The 19,435-nt window shown below is 68.9% G+C and carries 17 protein-coding genes; 3 read left to right on the top strand and 14 right to left on the bottom strand.

Features of this window, described 5'->3' with window-relative positions:
* Nucleotides 1-19 precede the first annotated feature (19 nt).
* From ACSVDD_RS24465 to ACSVDD_RS24515, 11 genes are all read right to left on the bottom strand, one after another.
* Complete coding sequence (locus ACSVDD_RS24465; RefSeq protein WP_448192027.1) at nucleotides 20-1,285, bottom strand: threonine synthase; 1,266 nt, start codon at nucleotides 1,283-1,285, stop codon at nucleotides 20-22.
* A complete protein-coding gene (locus ACSVDD_RS24470) occupies nucleotides 1,286-1,945 on the bottom strand; it encodes a fumarate hydratase C-terminal domain-containing protein (RefSeq protein WP_448192028.1) in 660 nt (219 codons plus the stop codon).
* On the bottom strand, nucleotides 1,942-2,874 hold the full coding sequence (locus ACSVDD_RS24475; protein ID WP_448192029.1) for a fumarate hydratase: 933 nt from the start codon (nucleotides 2,872-2,874) through the stop codon (nucleotides 1,942-1,944). The genes ACSVDD_RS24470 and ACSVDD_RS24475 overlap by 4 nt, the downstream gene beginning before the upstream one ends.
* A 6-nt stretch (nucleotides 2,875-2,880) precedes the next feature.
* On the bottom strand, nucleotides 2,881-4,602 hold the full coding sequence (locus ACSVDD_RS24480; RefSeq protein WP_448192030.1) for an L-aspartate oxidase: 1,722 nt from the start codon (nucleotides 4,600-4,602) through the stop codon (nucleotides 2,881-2,883).
* A complete protein-coding gene (locus ACSVDD_RS24485) occupies nucleotides 4,599-4,943 on the bottom strand; it encodes a succinate dehydrogenase/fumarate reductase transmembrane subunit (RefSeq protein ID WP_448192031.1) in 345 nt (114 codons plus the stop codon). The genes ACSVDD_RS24480 and ACSVDD_RS24485 overlap by 4 nt, the downstream gene beginning before the upstream one ends.
* Nucleotides 4,940-5,428, bottom strand: coding sequence for a succinate dehydrogenase, hydrophobic membrane anchor protein (locus tag ACSVDD_RS24490; protein ID WP_448192032.1), 489 nt, complete (start codon nucleotides 5,426-5,428; stop codon nucleotides 4,940-4,942). Before ACSVDD_RS24490 ends, ACSVDD_RS24485 begins: the two co-directional genes overlap by 4 nt.
* On the bottom strand, nucleotides 5,428-6,132 hold the full coding sequence (locus ACSVDD_RS24495) for a succinate dehydrogenase/fumarate reductase iron-sulfur subunit (protein WP_448192033.1): 705 nt from the start codon (nucleotides 6,130-6,132) through the stop codon (nucleotides 5,428-5,430). Before ACSVDD_RS24495 ends, ACSVDD_RS24490 begins: the two co-directional genes overlap by 1 nt.
* Nucleotides 6,132-7,016, bottom strand: coding sequence for an ABC transporter permease (locus ACSVDD_RS24500; protein WP_448192034.1), 885 nt, complete (start codon nucleotides 7,014-7,016; stop codon nucleotides 6,132-6,134). Before ACSVDD_RS24500 ends, ACSVDD_RS24495 begins: the two co-directional genes overlap by 1 nt.
* Nucleotides 7,009-7,866: an ABC transporter ATP-binding protein gene (locus tag ACSVDD_RS24505; protein ID WP_448192035.1), complete on the bottom strand. Its 858-nt coding sequence runs from the start codon at nucleotides 7,864-7,866 to the stop codon at nucleotides 7,009-7,011. Before ACSVDD_RS24505 ends, ACSVDD_RS24500 begins: the two co-directional genes overlap by 8 nt.
* 4 nt (nucleotides 7,867-7,870) lie before the next feature.
* Nucleotides 7,871-8,884: an ABC transporter substrate-binding protein gene (locus ACSVDD_RS24510; protein ID WP_448192036.1), complete on the bottom strand. Its 1,014-nt coding sequence runs from the start codon at nucleotides 8,882-8,884 to the stop codon at nucleotides 7,871-7,873.
* Between the two features lie 75 nt (nucleotides 8,885-8,959).
* A complete protein-coding gene (locus ACSVDD_RS24515; RefSeq protein ID WP_448192037.1) occupies nucleotides 8,960-9,580 on the bottom strand; it encodes a helix-turn-helix domain-containing protein in 621 nt (206 codons plus the stop codon).
* Between the two features lie 178 nt (nucleotides 9,581-9,758).
* On the opposite strand from ACSVDD_RS24515, the gene ACSVDD_RS24520 reads away from it, so the two are divergent.
* From ACSVDD_RS24520 to ACSVDD_RS24530, 3 genes are read left to right on the top strand one after another with little or no spacing between them, the layout of a single operon-like run.
* Nucleotides 9,759-12,572 carry a molybdopterin oxidoreductase family protein gene (locus ACSVDD_RS24520; RefSeq protein ID WP_448192038.1) on the top strand — a complete coding sequence of 938 codons (2,814 nt, stop codon included), beginning with the start codon at nucleotides 9,759-9,761 and terminating at the stop codon, nucleotides 12,570-12,572.
* On the top strand, nucleotides 12,569-13,294 hold the full coding sequence (locus tag ACSVDD_RS24525; RefSeq protein ID WP_448192039.1) for a 4Fe-4S dicluster domain-containing protein: 726 nt from the start codon (nucleotides 12,569-12,571) through the stop codon (nucleotides 13,292-13,294). Before ACSVDD_RS24520 ends, ACSVDD_RS24525 begins: the two co-directional genes overlap by 4 nt.
* Before the next feature lie 3 nt (nucleotides 13,295-13,297).
* Nucleotides 13,298-14,239: a dimethyl sulfoxide reductase anchor subunit family protein gene (locus ACSVDD_RS24530; RefSeq protein WP_448192040.1), complete on the top strand. Its 942-nt coding sequence runs from the start codon at nucleotides 13,298-13,300 to the stop codon at nucleotides 14,237-14,239.
* On the opposite strand, the gene egtB is transcribed toward ACSVDD_RS24530, so the two are convergent.
* The 3 genes from egtB to ACSVDD_RS24545 all read right to left on the bottom strand — a co-directional run bounded on the left by egtB (nucleotide 14,236) and on the right by ACSVDD_RS24545 (nucleotide 19,154).
* Nucleotides 14,236-15,579, bottom strand: a complete 1,344-nt coding sequence (egtB, locus tag ACSVDD_RS24535) for an ergothioneine biosynthesis protein EgtB (RefSeq protein WP_448192041.1) — start codon at nucleotides 15,577-15,579, stop codon at nucleotides 14,236-14,238. The two genes, ACSVDD_RS24530 and egtB, sit on opposite strands and share 4 nt — an antisense overlap.
* 173 nt (nucleotides 15,580-15,752) lie before the next feature.
* Nucleotides 15,753-16,322, bottom strand: a complete 570-nt coding sequence (locus tag ACSVDD_RS24540; RefSeq protein ID WP_448192042.1) for a hypothetical protein — start codon at nucleotides 16,320-16,322, stop codon at nucleotides 15,753-15,755.
* Between the two features lie 234 nt (nucleotides 16,323-16,556).
* On the bottom strand, nucleotides 16,557-19,154 hold the full coding sequence (locus tag ACSVDD_RS24545) for a glycosyltransferase (protein WP_448192043.1): 2,598 nt from the start codon (nucleotides 19,152-19,154) through the stop codon (nucleotides 16,557-16,559).
* Between the last annotated feature and the right edge of the window lie 281 nt (nucleotides 19,155-19,435).

Consider the following 19,435-nt stretch of genomic DNA (forward strand, 5'->3'; position numbering starts at 1 on the left):
GCCCAACGCTCGCGCAGCCTTACAACGCCGCAAAGTCGATGGGCTTGGTCCGGTCCAGCGTCCGGTGCACCGGCGGCAGCGGGTATTTCAGCCCCGTCGCGCAGTTGAACAGCACCGCGCGCTCATCCTTGCCGACCCGCCCGTCCGCCAGCGCCTGCTTGTACGCCGCGTAGGTCGCCGCGCCCTCCGGGCAGAGCAGGAAGCCTTCCTCGCGCGCCGCCTCGTTCAGCGCGGCCTGGATGGCGTCGTCCGGCACCGCGATGGCGAAGCCGCCGCTCTCGCGCACCGCGCGCAGGATCAGGAAGTCGCCCACCGCCTGCGGCACGCGGATGCCCGACGCGATGGTGTGCGCGTCCTCCCAGCGCGGCGCGTGCTCCTCGCCGGCTTCCCAGGCGCGCACCATCGGCGCGCAGCCGGCGGCCTGCACCGCCACCATGCGCGGGCGCTTCGATCCGATGAAGCCGATGGCCTCCAGCTCGGCGAAGGCCTTCCACATGCCGATCAGGCCGGTACCGCCGCCGGTGGGGTAGAAGATCACGTCCGGCACCTCCCAGCCGAGCTGCTCGGCCAGTTCCAGCCCCATGGTCTTCTTGCCCTCGATACGGTAGGGCTCCTTGAGGGTGGAGGTGTCGAACCAGCCGGTCTCGGCCTTGCCCTGGCCGACGATCTTGCCGCAATCGTCGATCAGGCCGTTCACCCGGTACACCGTGGCGCCCTGGAGTTCGATCTCGGAGACGTTCACCTCCGGCGTGTCCTCCGGGCAGAAGATGGTGGTCGTGATGCCGCACCGGCTGGCGTAGGCGGCCAGCGCCGCCCCGGCGTTGCCGTTGGTCGGCATCGCCATGCGCGTAATGCCCAGCGCCTTCGCCATGGACACCGCCATCACCAGCCCGCGCGCCTTGAACGACCCGGTCGGCAGCCGGCCCTCGTCCTTGACCAGCAGCTCGGACGCCCCGAGCTTCGCGGCCAGCTTGGGCAGGGGTACCAGCGGCGTCACCGCCTCGCCGAGGCTGACGATGTCGGCCACACGGCGCACCGGCAGCAACTCGCGGTAACGCCAGAGGTCCTGCGGGCGCTCCGCCAGAGCGTCCTTGGTCAGCGCCTTGCGCACACCGTCGAGGTCGTAGCGCACCAGCAGCGGCTTGCCCGCCGTGGACAGGTTGTGCACCCGGTCGGCCTCGTAGCGTTCGCCGGTGTAGGAGCACTCCAGGTGCGTGACGAAGGTCGGGCGCTCGGTGGTCAGGTTGGCGTCGAAGCGCACGGTGGGGTCTCCTGGGTTGGTCATTCAAATCACCTCGTCGTCGCGCGAGGTCGTCTCGCCGTAGCGGCGCAGGGCCGGCTGTTTCAGGCCCTCGTAGAGCGCTTCCAGGTTGGCGTTGACCTGTTTGCCCATGCGCTCGAACAGGCTGTTGCCCTGGAGGTCGCTCTCCACCAGGAAGGGGCCGAAGCGTTCCACCTCCAGCACCCACATGGCCTGGGCGATGCCCAGTTCCTTCAGCCAATGCACCTCGCGCACGCGCTTGATGCCGCGGCCCAGCAGCGCGCCGGTGCCGTAGCCGACCGTGGTCAGGTACACCGCGCCGTGCGGCACGAAGTGGGTGCGGTAGTCGGCCTCGCTCATGCCGCCCTTGCCGATGATGAGCTTGGCTTGCGACACGTCGAGCCAGCGCTGGAGCCAGTGCGAGAAACGGAAGCTGGCGGTCGCCGTGACGGCGCCCATGGTGACGGTGCCGTCCTCGGCGACCGACGCGGCGGGGGAGCAGTGGAAGTTGACGTTGGAGACGCTCGCCAGATCGACGGGCGGGGCGTGCCCCTCGTCGAGGATGCGTTTGTAGAGGCCCTCGCGGCCGGTGTAGAGCACGCCGTCGAGGTACACGACAGTGCCGACTTCCAGGTCCTTGAGGTCCTGCGCGCGGACCGGAACGGTGAGGCGGACTTCCTTCATTCCACGCCCTCCCGGCGGTGGTGGGGGGTGAACCAGCGCGGGTCGGTGCGGTGCTCGACCGAGCCGTCGGCGTGGATGCGCGCCACCGCGCGGCGCGACGACAGACAGAAGCTGTGCACGCTCATGGGCATGCCGCCGGTGTGCGTGTAGGCGATCTCGACATGGCAATCGACGACCATCGACTTGCCGACGAAGCCCATCGGACCCATGCCGATGCTGTTGCCGAGGTCCTTCAACTCCTGTTCCAGCGCCGCCACCTGCGGGTCGGGGTGGCGGTCGCCGACCGTGCGCAGGCACGCCGCCTGCTTGCCGATCACCATGCAGGTGTCCTTGGACCCGCCCAGCCCGATGCCGACGATGGCCGGCTGGCAGGCGAGGCCGCGGCGGCCGAACTGCACCATCACGTCGAGGAAGAAGCGCTTGATCCCGTCGATGCCGTCGCCGGGGAACAGCATGCGGTAGTCGGTGCCGAACAGCCCGCCCTTGTGCACGGTGGTGATGTCGATCCAGTCGGCGTCCGGCTCGAAGCTGTATTCGATCTCCGGGGCGAGGATGCCGACGTTGTTGTTGTGGTCCTTGCGCGACAGCGGGTGCACGCGGTTGGGGCGCAGCGGGATGGCGTGCGTCGCCGTGGCGGTGGCGCGGCGGAGTGCCCGTTCCAGGGCGACGAAGCCGCCCTCGACGCGCGCCTCGTTGCCGGCCTTGACGTAGTAGCGCGGCAGGCCGGTATCGGCGCACATGGCGCGGCGGTCCTGCTCGGCGACGTCCCAGTTCTCCACCATGGCCTGGAGGACGAAGCGACTCAGTTCGTCCTCTTCGCGCTCCATCATGCCCCGGATGCCCTGGCGGTAGTCTGAGGGAATCTCGATGGCGGCGCGGCGCATGAGCTGTAGGGCGGTGTCCTCCACCACGGAAATCGGAATGGACATGGCGGTTCAGTCCTTGATCAGCGTCTCGCCCGGACGCACGCGGGTGAAGGGCACGGGCCTGGTGGTCACGGCGATGCGGTCGCCGTCCAGGCGGACGTAGGTGTTCTCGGTGGCGTTCAGGTCGCCGGTTTCCGGGAAGTCGGCGCGGAAGTGGGCGCCGCGCGAGTCCTCTCGGGCCGTTGCCGCGGCGCTGATGGCGCGGCTCACCAGGATCTGGTTGTGCAGGTTCAACCAGTCGTGCCACGTGAGATTGAACGTGCGGGAGCTGTCGGCGAGGCCGGTGGCGTCCAGTTCGGCGGTGAGGTCGTCCAGCGCTTGCGCTGCGCGGGTCAGTCCCTCGGCGTCGCGGACGATGCCGACGTCGTCCCACATCAGGCGGTAGAGGCGTTCGCGCAGGCCGTTGAGGTCGCCGGCCGGCTTGGCGAAGGGGCGCAGCGTGCGGTCCAGCGCGGCGTCCAGCACGGCGTGGTCGGGCTCGGCGAGCACGCCCTCGCGCGGCACCCAATGGGCCATGGTGTCGCCGGCGATGCCGCCGAACACCGTGGAGTTCGCCACCCCGTTGCCGCCCAGCCGGTTGGCGCCGTGCACGCCGCCGGTGTCCTCGCCGGCCGCGAACAGGGCGGGCAGGTCGGTGGAGGTGTCCGTGCGGAACGGCACGCCGCCCATCATGTAGTGCGCGGTCGGCACCACCTCGACCAGCCCGCCGACGAGGTCGAAGCCGACGTCGCGGCAGCGGTCCACCATGCCCTTGAACTCGCGGCGGACCATGGCGGCGTCCAGGTGCCGCATGGTGATGTAGAGGCCGCCGTTGGGGCCGGTCCTGCCGTGGCGCATCTCCTCGAACATGCCGCGGCTGACGATGTCTCGGGTGGCGCGCTCGCCGCGCGGGTCGTGCTTGTGCATGAAGCGGTTGCCGTCGCCGTCCAGCAAATGGCCTCCGGCGCCGCGCAGGCCCTCCTCGATGATGGTGCCGGTGATGCGGGTCTCCGGGCCGGCGACGAGTCCGGTGGGGTGGAACTGCACCATCTCCAGATCGCGCAGGGCCAAGCCGGCGCGCAGGGCCATCGCCATGCCGTCGCAGGTCTTATCGCCGGACGGCGTGTGGTAGAGGTACATGGACGGCCCGCCGCCGGTCGCCAGCAGCACCGCCTTGGCGCGGACCAGCCGGAAGGCGCCGGTGCGCATGTCCACCATCAGCACCCCGGCGAGGCGGGTTCCGTCCTTGGAGGGGATCAGTTCGAGGGCGCGGTGCTCCTCCAGCCGGGCGATGCCGCGTGCCCAGACCTGCTCGGCCAAGCGGTTGATGATCTCGATGCCGGTCAGCGAGCCCTTGTGCACCGTGCGGTCGAAGGTCTGGCCGGCGAAGGCCTTCTGGTGCAGCGTGCCGTCCGGGTTGCGGTCGAAGAAGCAGCCGAGGTCGTTTTCCAGCTCGTGGATGCGCTCGACCGCCTTGACCACCAGGGTCCAGGCGAGGTCCTGATCGTTCAGCCACTTGCCGCCCTCGACCGTGTCCATGAAGTGGCGCTCGAGGCTGTCCCTGGGGTCGAGCGCCACGTTGTAGCCGCCCTGCACCATGCGGGTGCAGCCGCACTTGCCCAGCAGGCCCTTGACGGCGACGGTGATGCGCAGGTCGGGGGTGGCCTTGTGGGCGTGCAGAGCCGCGAACAGCCCGGCGCCGCCGGAGCCGAGGATCAGGATGTCGGTATCCAGGCGCTCCAAGGTCGTCATGGGCGGGCCATCAGCAGATAGAGCAGGGCGGTGGCGAACCCGGCGCCGAAGGCGAGCGCGATGCGGGTCTTCTGGGTGTCGCTCCAGGGCAGGAACTCCAGGGCGAGCAGGCGCAGGCCGCCGGCCATGTGGAGGGCGAGCAGGCCGACCAGACCGGCCTCGGCCAATTTGACCAGCGGGCGCTCGGTCCAGGCGAGAAAGCCGTTCAGGGAGGCTTCCTCGACGGCGAGCGCCAGCACCAGGAAATGCGCCGGCAGGAACAGCGCCAGCGCGAGGCCAGACAGGCGGTGCGCCAGGAAGGCCCACCAGGCCGGGTGGTTGCGGTGCGCGGCGGCCCTCATGTCAGCACCAGCACGGCGCGGAAGCCCAGGATGAGCGCCAGCGCGGCGAACAGCAGAGCCGCGGCGTCGGCGAGGCGGGGGTGCCGGGTCCACTCCCGCAGGACGGTGCGCAGGCCGATGGCTCCGTGCACGGCGACCGCCAGCACGAACAGGCCGTAGATGCCGCCCCACAGGACGCTGCCCTTGGTGCGGCCGAGGATCTCAGCGGCGCTCAAGCCCCCGCGGACGGCGTAGAGGATGACGCCGAGGTGCAGCACCACCAGCGGGGCGAGCACCATGGCGCTGAGGCGTTGGGCGAAGAACAGGCGCAGTTCCAGGCGGCGCCTTTTTCCCTCTCCCGCCCCGGGAGAGGGAGGGGCCCACGCGGAGCGTGGGAGGGTGAGGGTAGCGCGAGGATCCTTGGATTTACCCTCACCCGGCCGCTTCGCGGCCACCCTCTCCCGGGGCGGGAGAGGGTTCTGGGCCGGGCAGTCGTCCAACCCCATCACAGCTCCCCCTTCAGCACCGCGCGGACGACCGCGCGCTTCAGGCCGGCAATCGCCGCTGTGGGGTTCAGGTGGTTGGGGCAGTGCTGCGCACAGCTTCCCTGGCTGTGGCAGGCGTGGCAGCCGGCGTCGTCGGCCACCGCTGCCAAGTGCCCCATGCGGTCGCCGTCGCGCACGTCGTTGACCAGCGTCCAGGCGCGGTTCAGCGCCGCTGGGCCGAGATAGTCGGGGTTGGCCGCCACCACGTCGCACGCGGAGTAACAAACCCCGCAGCCGATGCACTCGATGCCGGCGCTGGCCGCCCGGCGCTCCGGGCTTTCCGGGTCGACGCGGGCGAACTCCGGCGATCCCGGCGACGAGGGGACGAACCGCCCGCCGGCCTGCTGGCCCTTGTCGAAGAAGCCGGCCATGTCCACGGCCAGATCCTTGATGACGGGCATGTTGCGCAACGGGCGGATCTCCAGCCGGCCGCCCTTGGCGACCTTGGAGACGTGCGTGCGGCAAGTCCAGCGCGGCACACCGTTCACCGTCATGGCGCACGAGCCGCACATCCCCACCCGGCAGGCGAAGCGGTAGGACAGCGTCGGGTCCAGCCGGCGCTGGATGTAGGTCACCACGTCCAGCACCGTCTGGCTCTCCAGGAACGGCACGCGGAAGGTCTCGAACCGCTCACCGCGCCAGACGTCTACCATCAGGTCTGCCATCAGCGCACCATGCCCCACTTGCGGACGGTCTGCGCCTCGATCCAGCGGAAGGCGACGTTCTCGACGATCAGGCCGATGAGGATGACGGTGATCAGGCCGGCGAACACCTTGTCGATGTACAGCTCGTTGCGGTTCTGGAAGATGAACCAGCCCAGGCCGCCCTTGCCCGACGACACGCCGAACACCAGCTCGGCGGCAATGAGGGTGCGCCACGCGAACGCCCAGCCCACCTTCAAGCCGGTGAGGATCGATGGGAACGCCGCCGGGATGAGGATCTGCACCACATAGCGCAGCCCCCCAAGCCCGTAGTTCCGCCCGGCCATGCGCAGCGTGTCCGACACGGAGGTGAATCCCGCGTGGGTGTTGAGCGCCACCGGCCACAGCACCGCGTGCACCAGCACGAAGGTCAGGCTCGCCCCGCCGAGCCCGAACCACAGCATGGCAATGGGCAGCAGCGCGATGGCCGGCAGCGGGTTGAACATGGCGGTCAACGTCGAGAGGAAATCGTCGCCGATGCGCGTGGTGACCGCCAGCGTGGTCAGCACCACCGCCAGCGCGATGCCGATCGCATAGCCCTTCAGCAGCGTGGCGATGGACAGCCACGCCATGGACAGCAGGTTCTCGCGCGCCACCGCCTCCCAGAACGCCGTCATGGTGGCGGTGAAGGTCGGGAACATCAGCGGGTTGTCCTGCCACGTCGCCGCCGCCTGCCACAGCAGGGCGACCAGGATCAGCACCGCCAGCCGGCGCAACGCGGTGACGTTGGCGATGCGCTCCCACGGCGACAGCGGCCGGGCGACATCGCCGATCACCCCGGCGTCGGTGACGATGCGCTCGTACTCGGGGCGGACCCGCGGTTCGCGGCGCAGCGCGGCGTCAGTCATGGCGGGGCGCTCCGTTCTCCTCGACGCGGTCGGCGAACAGCATGGTGTGGATGCGGGTCGCGCACTCCTGGAACGCCGGGCTGCCGACCGCGAGGTGGTCGTAGCCGTGGCAGTTCAGCTCCGCCTTCGCTTGGCCGGGGTGCGGCGACAGCACCAGGATGCGGGTGCCGACCACCAGCGCTTCCTCGATGGAGTGGGTGACGAACAGCACCGTGAAGCGAACGTCGTCCCACAGTTGCAGCAGTTCCTCCTGCATCTTGCGCCGGGTCAGCGCGTCGAGGGCGGCGAACGGCTCGTCCATCAACAGGATGTCCGGCTCCATCGCCATGGCCCGCGCGATGGCGACGCGCTGCTTCATGCCGCCGGAGAGCATGTGCGGGTAGGCGTCGGCGAACTTGCTCAGGTTGACCTTGGCGATGCAGTCCAGCGCCTTGTCCTCGGCCTCGCGCCGGGTCGCCTTGCCGCTGGCGAGCAGCGGGAACATGACGTTCTGCTTCACCGTCTTCCACGGCGGCAGCTGGTCGAACTCCTGGAACACCATCATGCGCTCCGGCCCCGGCCCGGTGACCGCGCGGCCGTTGAGGCGGATCGTCCCTTCGACCGGCGGCAGGAAGCCGCCCACCGCCTTCAGGAGCGAGGACTTGCCGCAGCCCGACGGCCCCAGCAGCACGAAGCGCTCCGCGGGGAAGACCTGGAAATCGACGCGGTAGGTGGCGGTGACGAGGTGCTGGCGGGTCTTGTACTGCAAGGTGACGCAGGAGACGTCGAGCAGCGCGCGGGGCGGGGCGGGGAAGGTGACCGGAGTCGCCATCCCCGTTTCGGTGGTCATGCTGCGGCCGAGGATGCGCATGCGCTCAGCTCCCGGCCTCGTTGTGCACGTCGTCGAAGAAATAATCCTTCCAGGAGGCGGGCTTGTTCTTGATGGCGCCGACCTTCTGCATGAAGTCGGCGTACTTGCCCATGTTCTTCGGCGCCACGCCGAACTGGATGTCGGGGTCGTTCAGGATCTTCTCGACGAAGTCCTTGCTCAAATCGCCCTTGTTGATCGCCAGATAGGCTTGCGCGGCGGCGGCGTGGTCCTTGGTGATGAGGGCCATGGCCTCGCGCAGTGCGGCGAGGAAGGCGGCGTAGGTCTTGGGATTCTTGGTGCGGAAGGACTCCTTGGCCCAGATCAGGTTGAAGGTGTGCGGCCCGCCCAGCACGTCGTACGAGCTGAACACCTTGTGGATCTTCGGGTTCTCCAACTGCTGGTACTGGTAGGGCGGGCTGGACAGATGGGCAGTGATCTCGGACGCGCCGGACAGCAGCGCCGCCGTGGCGTCGGGGTGCGGCAGCGACACGGTGAACTTGTCCAGCACGTCGAACTTGCCGTCGCCGAAGGCCTGCTCGGCCGCCATTTGCAGCGTGCGGGCCTGCACCGACACCTTCACCGCCGGCAGGGCGATCTTGTCCTTGTCGGTGAAGTCCTTGATCGACCTGACGTTCGGGTTGTTGGTGGTGAGGAACAGCGGCATGGCGTTCAGGGCGCCGATGGCCTTGACGTTGGCCGAGCCCTTGGTGCGGTCCCAGATCGTCAGCAGCGGGCCGACGCCGCCCGAGGCCATGTCGATGCTGTCCGACAGCAGCGCGTCGTTCATCGCCGGCCCGCCGGAGAGCTGCGCCCACTCGACCTTGATGTCGATGCCCTGGGCCTTGCCCTGCTTCTCGATGAGCTGCTGGTGCCGCATGACGTGCAGCGGCAGATAGCCGATGCCGAACTGCTCGGCGATGCGCAGCGTTCCCTCCGCCGCCGCCGGGCCGGAGAGCGCCACGCCGGCCATGGCGAGCGCCGCGAGCGTGCGGCGGACGAGGGTCCCGATACCGTGCATGGCGTTATCCTCCCGTGTACCGATAATTAGCGTACCAATCAATTGCGGCCGTTGAAACCATCCGAAGGGAAGGGGTCAGGTGATGTAGGTCATCACCAGGTACAGAACCGCCTCGCCGTCACCGGTGTTGCGGTAGGCGTGCGGAACGTCGGCGTCGAACAGGATGGAATCGCCCGCGTCCAGCCGGTGCGTGCCGTCGCCGGTGACGATCTCCACGGCGCCGTGGGCAACCAAGATGTTCTCGGTGGTGCCGACGGTGTGGGCGTCGGCGTCCTCGCCAGCACCGGGAGCGAGGCGCAGCTCGTAGAACTCCACCTGCCGTTCGCCTTCGAACGGGAACAGCGCGCGCGTGGTGAAGCTCCCGTCACCGGAGGTGAGCACTTTGGATTCAGCCCGGCGGATCACCGTGGTGCCGCCGCTGCCGCCGGTGCTGAGCAGGCTGGAGAACGGCACGTCCAGCGCCTTAGCGATTTTCCACAGCGTCTCGATGCTCGGCTGGCCGCCGCCGGACTCGATGGCGTCCAGCGTCGCCCGGTCGCTGCCGGACAGCGACGCCAGCCGGTCAAGCGACAGCCCCTGGCGCAGGCGGAAGCTGCGGACGTTCGCCGCGACGGCTGTCGCCAGATGGTCGGACACCCCATGTTGCAGGGAGAAGGCGTCCGGTCGAGAGGCGGTCGTGCTGGTGCCCAAGGTCATGGCTCATCTCCCTTGTCCGGTAGTATGTTTTGCGTCCGCTAATCACGCTAGCAACGGCGTAGTATGAAATATACAGCAAAATATTTTCGGTAAATCCTGAGATTGACCGGTGGTGCTGTCAGGGCCTATAATTGCCTAGTTATGAAGTAGAGAAAAAAGACCGAGCCAGGGAGGAAGGGTGTCCGGCGCATCGAACCCCGAGCTGTCGCCGCCCGTCAGCGACGTGGTCAAGCACACCACCTGCTACATGTGCGCCTGCCGGTGCGGCATCCGCGTGCACCTGAAGGACGGCCGTGTCCGCTACATCGAGGGCAATCCCGACCACCCCGTCAACAAGGGTGTGATCTGCGGCAAGGGTGCCGCCGGCATCATGAACCACACCTCGCCGGCACGCCTGCGCAAGCCGCTGAAGCGCGTCGGCCCACGCGGCACCGCGGATTTCGTTGAAATCGAGTGGGACGAGGCGCTGGAGATCGCCACGGGGTGGCTGGGCGCCATCCGGCACAGCGACCCGAAAAAGCTCGCCTTCTTCACCGGGCGCGACCAGAGCCAGTCCTTGACCGGCTGGTGGGCGGCGCAGTTCGGCACGCCCAACTTCGCGGCGCATGGGGGATTCTGCTCGGTCAACATGGCGGCGGCCGGGCTGTACACGGTGGGCGGCTCGTTCTGGGAGTTCGGCGAGCCGGACTGGGAACGCACCAAGTACTTGCTGATGTTCGGCATCGCCGAGGATCACGATTCCAACCCCATCAAGACCGGCTTGGGCAAGCTGAAGGCGCGCGGCGCCAAGGTGGTGTCGGTCAACCCGGTGCGCACCGGCTATTCCGCCATCGCCGACGAGTGGATCGGCATCCGGCCGGGCACCGACGGGCTGCTGGTGATGGCGCTGATTCACGAGCTGCTGCACGCCGACCGCATCGACCTCGACCACCTCGTGCGCTACACCAACGCGCCGTGGCTGGTGATCCGGGACCCGGGGGCGGCGGACGACGGGCTGTTCGCCCGCGACGCCTACGGCAACCCGCTGTGCCGCGATCAGGGGAAGGGCGTGCTGGTGGACGCCACGCTGCCGGGCATCGCACCGGCCGTGGTGGGCGCGGTGGAATTGCCCGATGGGCGCACGGCGGTCCCGGTGTTCCAGTTGCTGGCCGAGCGCTACATGGACCCGGCCTACAGCCCCGACGCGGTGGCCGAGCGCTGCGGTGTGCCGGCCGCGACCATCCGCCGACTGGCCGCCGAGCTGGCCGACGTGGCGTTCGAGCAGGCCATCGAGCTGGACATTCCCTGGACCGACTGGGCCGGGCGGCGGCACCCGACGACCAAAGGCCGGCCGGTGGCGATGCACGCCATGCGTGGCATCTCCGCCCACACCAACGGCTTCCACACCTGCCGCGCCATCCATGTGCTGCAACTGCTGCTGGGGGCGGTCGATTGCCCCGGCGCCTTCCGCATCCGCCCGCCGTTCCCCAAGCCGATCCCGCCGGGGCTGAAGCCCGCCGGCCGCGGAGTGGCACCCGGCAAGCCGCTGGCCGGCATGCCGCTGGGTTTCCCCGCCGGGCCGGAGGATCTGCTGCTGGAGGACGACGGCACGCCGATCCGCATCGACAAGGCCTATTCGTGGGAGGCGCCGCTGGCCGCCCATGGGGCCATGCACATGGTGATCGCCAACGCCTGGAAGGGCGACCCGTACCCCATCGACACGCTGTTCCTGTACATGGCGAACATGAGCTGGAACTCGTCGATGAACACGGCCCGCACCATGGAGATGCTGACCGATCGGGATGAGAGCGGCGAATACCGCATCCCGCGCATCATCTATTCCGACGCCTTCTTCTCGGAGATGGTGGCCTATTCCGACCTCGTGCTGCCGGACACCACGTATCTGGAGCGCTGGGACTGCATCTCGCTGCTCGACCGGCCGATCTGCTCGGCCGAGGGGCCGGCCGACGCCATCCGCCAGCCGGTGGTGCAGCCCGACCGCGACGTGCGGGCGTTCCAGAGCGTGCTGCTGGATCTCGGCGCGCGGCTCGGCCTGCCGGGCATGGTGAGCGAGGATGGGGCGCCGAAGTACAAGGATTATGCCGACTACATCGTCCACCACGAGCGCTCGCCGGGCATCGGGCCGCTGGCGGGGTGGCGCGGGCCGGCGGGGGACTGCGTCGGACGCGGGCGGGTCAACCCGGACCAGCTCAAGGCCTATGTGGCGAACGGCGGCTTCTGGGCGCACGAGCTGGAACCGGGGCAGCAGTTCTACAAGTACGCCAACCGCGACTATCTGGACTTCGCCGTGCACATGGGCTTCATCGCCGAGGCCAAGCCCATGGTCATGCAGATCTGGTCCGAGCCGTTGCAGAAGTTCCGCCTCGCGGCCCTTGGGCACGGGGCGGTGCAGCCGCCGGACGATCTGCGCGTACGGGTGCGCGACGCGTTCGACCCGCTGCCCATCTGGTACCCGCCGTTCGAGGGCGAGATGGTGGACGAGGCGGATTTCCCGCTGCACGCGCTGACCCAGCGGCCGATGATCATGTATCATTCCTGGCACTCGCAGAACGCGTGGCTGCGGCAGATCGTCGGCAAGAACCATCTGTACGTGAACACCGGCACCGGCCGGCGGCTCGGGCTGGAGGACGGCGACTGGGTGCGCGTCACCAGCCACAACGGGACGATCATCGTGCCGGTCAAACTGATGGACGGCGTCAACCCCGACACGGTGTGGACCTGGAACGCCATCGGCAAGCGGTCGGGCGCCTGGAACCTCGCCCTCGACGCGCCAGAGGTGGCGCAGGGCTTCCTGCTCAACCACCTGATTTCAGAGCGGCTGCCGGGGGCCGAGCTGTCCAACTCCGACCCGATCACCGGTCAGGCGGCGTGGTTCGATCTGCGTGTCCGCATCGAGAAGGTGGCGGCGGCGGAACGGTCCGAGCCGCAGTTCGCCAGCATTGCCCGCGCTCCCGGTTTGCCTGAACCGCCGACCGTGCGGGGGCGCCTATGACCAGCCTGCCGGAGAACCGAGGGCCGAAGCGGCTGGCGCTCGCCATCGACCTGGACACGTGCGTGGGCTGCCACGCCTGCGTGACGAGCTGCAAGGAATGGAACGCCGGCGGCAACCCGGCGCCGCTGGGCGACGTCAACGCCTATCAGGCCGGCCAGCGCGGCGCCTGGGCCAACCGCGTCTTCAGCTACGAGGCGGGGGAGGGCGAGGCCGGGCGCACCGTGCATTTCCCCAAGAACTGCCTGCATTGCGAAACGCCGGACTGCGTCACCGTCTGCCCTACGGGCGCATCGTTCAAGCGCGCCGAGGACGGCATCGTTCTGGTGGACTACGACAAGTGCATCGGCTGCAAGCTGTGCGCCTGGGCCTGCCCGTACGGTGCGCGCGAGTTGGACGAAGTCGATGGCACCATGAAGAAATGCACGCTGTGCATCGACCGCATCTACAATGAGAACCTGCGGGAGGAGGAGCGTTTGCCCGCCTGCGTCATGGCCTGCCCGACCAAGGCCCGCCACTTCGGCGACTACAACGACCCGAATTCGGCGGTGTCGAAGCTCAGCGCCGAGCGCGGCGGCTTCCGGGTGATGGAAAGCCTCGGCCAGCAGCCGACCGGCACCTACCTGCCGCCGCGACCGGGCAAGCGGAGCGAGGGCACTGCATTGGCGAAGGTGGACCATGGCGGGAGCTTCCTGCGCTGGGTCGACCGCATGCTGACGCGCTGACCCATGCATCCGGCATATTCCGTCATTTTCTTTACGACAGCCTCCGGCGCCGGCTACGGCCTGCTGGCGTTGCTCGGCCTGTTCGGTGCCGCCGGGTTTCTGCCGGCGGGGGCGGGGTTCACCGTGCTGGCGCTTGGCGTGGCACTGGCGCTGATCGCCGGCGGCTTGCTGTCCTCAACCCTCCACCTGACGCACCCCGAGCGGGCGTGGCGGGCGGTCAGCCAGTGGCGCTCGTCATGGCTGGCGCGCGAGGGCGTGCTGGCGCTCGCCACCTTCGTGCCGGCGGGGCTGTTCGGGCTGTCGGTGCTGCTTGGGGCGCCGCGCGGCGTGGTGGCCGTGCTCGGCGTGCTGAGCGCGGTGCTGGCGCTGGCGACGGTCTGGGCGACGTCGATGATCTACGCCAGCCTGCGTGCCGTCCGGCAGTGGAACAGCCGCTGGGTGCCGCCGGTCTATCTGACGCTGGCGCTGATGACCGGGGCGCTTTTGCTGGCCGCGCTCGGGGGGCTGTGGGGTGGCGGTTGGCCAGGTATCGGCTGGATCGCGGCGGCGTTGACGGCGGTCGGCTGGCTGGTCAAGACGGCGTACTGGCGCGAGATCGGTGCCGGGCGGGCGGCCAACGATCTGGGCAGCGCCACCGGCCTGGACCGGCTCGGCCCGGTCCACCTGCTCGAGAAACCGCACACGGAAGAGAACTTCCTCATGCGCGAACTGGGCTACCAAATGGCCCGCACGCACGTCGCCAAGCTGCGCCGCATCGCGCACCTGACGCTGTTCGCCCTGCCGCTGCTGCTGTGCTTTGCCGGCCTGTGGGCGCCGCCGGTCCTGGCGGGCATAGCGGCGGTCGCCGCAGTGCTGAGCGCGGGCGTCGGGGTGCTGACCGAACGTTGGCTGTTCTTCGCCGAGGCCCGCCATACGGCCATGCTGTATTACGGGTACGCGGCCTAGGCGTCCTCCGCCAGCCGGATGCCGGTGAAGGCGGTGCGGGTGGTCGGGCGCAGAAAGTGGCGCGTGGTCGGCGTGGCGTAGGCGAACGGTGTCACGCAACTGCCGCCGCGCACCACCATGCGGTTCGCCATGAACCGTCCGCTCAGCGGCTCGTCGCTGCTTTCCGCGTGGCTGTAGCCGGGGTAGGGCATGAAGGCGCTGCGCGTCCACTCCCACACGTCGCCGAACAGTTGCCACGGCCCTTCGGTGCCGAGGCACACGCCGGGGCGCGGGTGGCGGTGGCCGTTGCCCAGCAGGTTGCCGCGGCACTCCCGGCAGGCGGCCAGCGCCTCCCACTCGGATTCGTCGGGCAGGCGCTTGCCGGCCCAGCGGGCGAAGGCGTCGGCCTCGTACCAGCTCACGTGGCAGACCGGCTCGGTGGGGTCGAGCGGGCGCATGCCGTACAGCGTGAAGATCTGCCAGCCGCCTTCCTTCCACTCCCAGTACAGCGGCGCCTGCCAGTCCTCGGCGCGAGCGGCCTCCCAGCCGTCGCCCAGCCACCATTTGGGCTTGGCGTAGCCGCCGTCCTGCATGAAGTCGAGGTATTCGCCGCAGGTGACCGGCCGCCCGGCGAGCGTGAACGGGCGTAGCATGACGGTGTGGCGCGGCCGCTCGTGGTCGAAGCCGGGCGAGGGATCGTCGCGGCCGATCTCCACCAGCCCGCCGCCGTGACCGATCCAGGTCTGCTCCAGCGGCGGGGAGGGCGGCAGCGTCGCCGCCGGCTCGTAGGGCGGGCGCAGCGGGTTGCTCCAGAACGCGTGCTTGATGTCGGACAGCAGGCGCTCCTGGTGCCGGCGCTCGTGCACGATGCCGAGATGGATGCGGTCGGAGGCTTCCGCCAGCCGGTCCGCCCCGACCTGGTCGATGAGGTGCAGGATGGCGCCGTTCACGTGGTCGCGGTAGCGCATGATTTCGGGCGCCGTCGGGCGCGACAGCAGCCGCAGCGTCGGCGCCGCCAGATGCCGGCCGAAGCGGTCGTCGATGGCGGTGAACAACTGCCGGAACGCGGGGTCGAACATGCGGTAGCCGGACGCGCAGGTTTCCAGCACGAAGGTCTCGAAGAACCACGTGGTGTGTGCGAGGTGCCACTTGGCCGGTGCGCCGTCGGGCAGCGACTGGACCATCAAATCCTCGACGCCCAGCGGCGCCACCAACTCCGCCGTGCGTTGGCGGGCCTTGTGGAAGCGGGTGGCAAGCGAGCGGCGGAGCGCGCCGGGGGTGCCCTCGGCGGCAGCGGGGGCTGAGGCAGGAGCGATGGCGGCGACAGGGGCGGCGGCAGAGGCGTGCTGCTTTGCGGGCATGGGGGGGACCTCATCGCGGGACGGGCGGCGCGCGGCCCGGACGGCCATCGCGCAAGTGCATCGTCATTGTTCCTTGACGGGCATTGTGCCGTAGGTGCGAGGGCGGCGGGCCGGCGCATGCGGGGTAGGGGGTTCCGTTGGATCGCCGCGGCTGTGACAACCGCGAAAGGGCGTCACACGTCGAGCACCATGGTCGGCCGCACGGTGCCGCTCATCCGCAGCAGCATGTGCAGATAGACCGCCAGCTTGCGCGCCCGCTCGGTGTGCTGGGCGAGGCAGACGCGCAATTGCTCAGCGAGGATGCGGTTCTCTTCGGCCTCGGTCAGCGTCAGGTGCGGGTGCGCCGGGGCCGCGGCGTGGACGATGTGGTCGGGGTCGACGGACACCGCCGTCTGCGGGTCGGACAGCAGTTGCTCGGCCGCGTTCTCCTCGTCGTGCTCCGGCGGCGGGGTCTCAGCCGGTGGCGGCGGCGGCGGCGCGGCGGCGATATGGTTGCGGAGGTTTTCCTTGACCCGCGTCCGCTGCCGCACGCTCAGGCTGTCGATCTGGTCGACCTCGTCGAACAGCATCTCGTAGACGCGGCGCCGCCGGGGGTTGGGCGGTTCCTTGCGGCGGCGGTCGGAGGCTTCCTTCTGGTCCTGCTGCTCGCGCCGGGGCCGCCGGTCCGTGGCCGACCCCGACCGTTCCACCTGTTTGGCGGGGCGGACAGTGAGGTCGGAGGGGCCGATCGATCCCTCGGCCATGGCGGCACACCCTTGGCTGCGCGGCCAGGGAGGCCGCACCTGTCAAGGCTACGCCCTTGAACGGCCGAGTCAAGGGAGCCGAAATGCCGGGGTGGATACGCGAAAGAGCGCCGCAAATTGTCACGGCGGGGTGGTCCTGCCCAACGTGAGCATTCCCTTTCAAAGCGCCCAAAAAAGAACCGGGCTCCGCGGGGCGGAGCCCGGTTCCATGAACCGGTTCTTGAGCGTGCCCGCTCAGTCGGCCGCTTCGACGACCGGCTGCGGGCGGCGGTGGCCGAAGTGGAACTCCCGGAAGACGTTGATCAGCGAGGTGATCAGCGCCGCCAGATAGGGCAGGGACTGCACCACCAGAAGACCGGACCACATGAAGGCGTCGCGGTTCTCGTGGCCGAACACCAGCACGATGGCCAGCGCCGCACCCCACAATGCCACCAGAAGCGCGATCTCCTCCTGCGCCATCAGGAAGACGGCCATCAGCGCCGGCTGGTCCTCGCACTTGGGCGTGCGGACGAACGGACGGCCCGAGGTGAACATGCCCAGCCACATGGCGCGGCCTACGGTGTGCGTCAGCGCCATGCCGGCCACCGCCGCGCCGACCTTGTCCCAGAAGCCGCACTTCACCCGCGCCTCGTAGAGCCACAGGCTGGCCGCCACCTTGAAGGCGAAGACGCTCAGCGTCGGGATCATGAAGGCGTTGGGCGGGAACTCGAAGTACTTCGGGAACAGCAGCAGCCCCAGCGACCAGACGATGCCGGCGAGGCCGAACACCATGTGCGCGGCGTCGGCGAACCACGGCAGCCAGCCGGTGATGAAGTGGTACTTCTGCCCGGCGGTCAGCCGCGTCGCCTTCGGCGCCAGCTCGCGCCAGTGATGCTTGAGGATCTGCACCGCGCCGTAGGCCCAGCGGAAACGCTGAGTCTTGTAGGCCGAGAAGCTGTCCGGCACGAGGCCCTTGCCGAAGCTCTCCGGCATGTAGACCGCCTCGTAGCCGTGCTCGAACAGGCGCAGGCCGAGGTCGGCGTCCTCGGTGATGCACCACTCGCCCCAGCGGCCCGTACCCTCCAGCGCGGTCTTGCGGATGATGGTCATGGTGCCGTGCTGGATGATCGCGTTGCGCTCGTTGCGCTGGATCATGCCGATGTGGAAGAAGCCGGCGTATTCCCAGTTGATCATCCGCTGGAACAGGTTCTGGTCCCAGTCGCGATAGTCCTGCGGCGACTGCACGAAGCCGACCTCCGGCCGGTCGAAGTGCGGGATGGTCGCCTTCAGCCAGTCCGGGTGCACCTGATAGTCGCTGTCGATGACGGCGACGTGCTGCGCGTCCTCGGCGGTCACGGTCAGGCCGAAGTTCAAGGCGCCGGCCTTGTAGCCCGGCCAGTTGTCCAGATGGAAGAAGCGGAACCGCGGGCCGAGCTGGCGGCAATACTGCTCGACCGGCTTCCACACCTCGGGGTCCTTGGTGTTGTTGTCGAGCAGCAGCACCTCGAAGTTCGGGTAGTCGAGGCGGGCCAGCGCGTCCAGCGTCTGGATGACCATGTGCGGCGGCTCGTTGTAGCACGGCACGTGGATCGACACCTTGGGCGCCGTCGGCAGGGGGGCTGCGGAGCAGGGGTGGAACTTGCGCTTGAAGCGGTCCTGCCAGACCACCTCGGTCAGCTCCAGCCCGTCGATCAGCATGACGCACAGCAGCACGAGCTGGCAGAAGATCAGGAAGCCCCAGGCGACCTCGGTCGTGGTGGCGAGGCCGGCGGCGGACGCGGCGCTCACGGTGAACACCAGCACCGAGCCCACCGCCTGGATCAGCCCGCCGTAGAACAGCAGCCCGCCGACCTTCAGGTCGCGGCGCCGGCCCAGGAAGAACACCAGCGGCAGGAAGGCGACGGCGACCGACATGGCGCACATCTGCGGCCAGTTCTTGACCTCCTGCACCTCGCCGATCATCGGGAACTTCGGCGCGCGCCACGCGTCCCACAGACCCCAGGAGGTGCCGGCGGTGCCTTCGATCTCGCGCTTCCAGGGCTGGTCGAACGCCTCCATGATGAAGTAGTCGAGGCGATTCTGCGCCGCGATGTTCAGGAAGGTGCGGATGAACTTCGCCTGATTGACTTGGCTCGCCTCGGCGCCGCGGCGCCACGGGCCATCGGCCGGCCAGCCGATTTCCGAGATGAGGATGTGCTTGTTCGGGTACTTGGTCTTCAGCTCGTTGTACCGGAACATGGCGTAGTTGACGGCGTCGTCGATCGGCACGCCTTCCCAGTACGGCAGCAGGTGCACGGCCAGGAAGTCCACCGCCTCGACCAGTTCGGGGTGTTGCAGCCAGACGTGCCACGGCTCGGCGGTGGAGACCGGGACGTTGACCTTCTTCTTGACGCGCTTGACGTACTCGATGGCCTGCGGGATCGAGATGTCGGTGCGCAGGATCGCCTCGTTGCCGACCAGGACGCGGCGCACGTTGGAATTGTCGCGTGCCAGCTTGATCAGGTTGTTGATTTCCGGCTCGTCGATCTCCGGCTTGCCCTGCACCCAGGCGCCGGCCGTCACCGGCAGGCCGTGCTTGTTGGCGAGAGCGGCGACCTGCTCCGACCCGTCGGTGGTCGAGTAGGTGCGGATGCCCTTCACGGCGCTTTCCAGCGCCACGAGATCCTTCTCGATGTCCTCCGCGCTGGCGCGGTCACCCTTGGTGGGGCTCTTGTTCGGGTGGAAGGGGGTGTAGCTGACGCCGTTGATGGCGCCGCCCCAGGACCGCTCCGCCACGGGCCGGTTCCACAGCGCCCAGGCCCCGAAATTTCCGAGGATCACCAGGATCAGGACAGCAATCGCTCTCTTGCGCATCGGTTTCGTTCGTTCCCCGCACCTATCCGTCCGGCACAGCTCGGTTGTCCCGGTCGCACGTCCAGTGCCATCCGAAGCCACCGCAACGATACGGACAAAATTTGGACCGCAATCGATCGGCTTCAGACCGAACCCGGCACGTCAATGGTTGCTGATCGCCCCGCAAAGCCCCAGGCCCGCGCTTCTTCGACCGATCCTCTCGGGAAACGGTCCTGTATTTTATACACTTTCCGGCCCGGCGCAACCATCGCCACCGTGTGCGCGGCGCCGGTCAGACCACT

It is taken from the genome of Azospirillum terrae (assembly GCF_053470425.1).